Annotated in this window: 1 protein-coding gene; it reads right to left on the reverse strand. The window is 70.5% G+C overall.

Annotated elements, in window-relative coordinates:
• Positions 1-1,038, reverse strand: a 1,038-nt coding sequence (locus AC5Y5B_RS25165) for a PPE family protein (protein ID WP_500007384.1), incomplete at its 3' end; no start/stop codon positions are given.
• Positions 1,039-1,521: the final 483 nt, after the last annotated feature.

The raw sequence follows: 1,521 nt of genomic DNA on the forward strand, positions 1-1,521 counted from the left end.
CGCCCAGTGCTGAGGCACCGAGAGCATCCCGACCCGCGCGGCCTGACCCGCGCCCGCCGAGATCGCACTCACATGGCCCACCCCGCCCAGGTTGCCCAGCCCCAGGCTGGCGAACTGCGGCGTGGGATACCACGCACCACCGGCACCGGCCGTACTACCACCGGGACCCGACACCAGCTGCTGGGAGAGCTGCGACCAGAAGGCCACAATGCCGTTCGAGAAATACGCAAGACCCGTGGTCTGCTTGAGCAGGGTGCCGTACATGCCGGGGTTCAGCCCGGCGTAGTTGTTGGTCGGCGTGGGCAGCCCGGATTGCAGGAAGCCGTCGATCAGGTTCTGCAGCCAGGTGAACGGTCCCGGCTGCGACGCCGCCGTCGTCGCCTGGGTCACCGTCTGCGTGCTGGCCGTCAACGCTTGGGGGGTCGCCAGCTGTGACGTCGTCTGGGCGGTGTTGCCCGCCGGCTCGGCGACGGCCTGGGCGACCGCTGCGGCCTGGTCGGAACCGGCCTCGGGCGTCGTGGTGTTGGGCGGTGACGTGAACGGGGCCAGCTCCGACGCCGTCGCCGACGAGGCGGCGTAGCCATACATCGCGGCCGCGTCCTGGGCCCACATCTCCATGTACTGCGCCTCGGTGGCCGCGATCGCCGGGGTGTTCTGGCCGAAGAAATTGGTCGCGACCAGGTTCGCCAGCAGCACCCGGTTGGCGGCGATCACCGGCGGCGGCACCGTCATCGCGAACGCCGCCTCAAACGCAGCGGCCGCCGCCCGGGCCTGGCCCGCCGTGTCCTCGGCGAGCGCGGCCATGGCGCTGAGCCAACTGACATAGGGCGTCACCGCAGCCAACATCGACGCCGAAGCGGGACCCACCCACGGCGCTTGGGTCAGTTCCGAGAGCACCGACGCGTACCCGCTGGCCGCGCTGCCCAGCTCGGCGCCGAGCCCATCCCAGGCGGCGGCCGCGGCCATCATCGGACCCGACCCCGGACCCGCGTACATGCGACCGGAGTTGACCTCCGGCGGTAATGCCCCGAAGTCCATGGTTACCAAGCACCGGGCTCGAACGACATGTATCCCCTCGCAGGTGATCTCTTGGCGACGACCATCAGAATTTGCTTGTTCCGGAGGCTAAATGCCCGCGCCGGCCGTCGCCGCTGCCGCGCTGCGCCCGCAGCTGAGACCGCCGAGGTTTCGCGGGCGCGTCCCGGTGTGGCGGGCCGAGCGACGCGCCCCCGCGACGGGTTTCGCTGTCACCGCCATTACCTGCGAGAACACCGCGCCGGGAGCGATCGTCAGCGACGCATGCGTCCGGCGCCGCGGGCGGTCACGGCGGGACCGCGCCTACGCGACAACGCCTGAGCGGGATAAAAATCCGGGCGCAGATAAAGCCCGCTGGAGATTCGCTGCGACTGCCCCTGCCGCAACGTCCGGGCACGCGAAAACGCGCCCCGCCGCCGATGTTTGGCGGTAGGGCGCGTTTCGGTGTTGTGCCAGAGTTGCTGGGCCCGGAGCTATCCCGCGAAG

The sequence above is a fragment of the Mycobacterium sp. NGS33 genome (assembly GCF_059812885.1).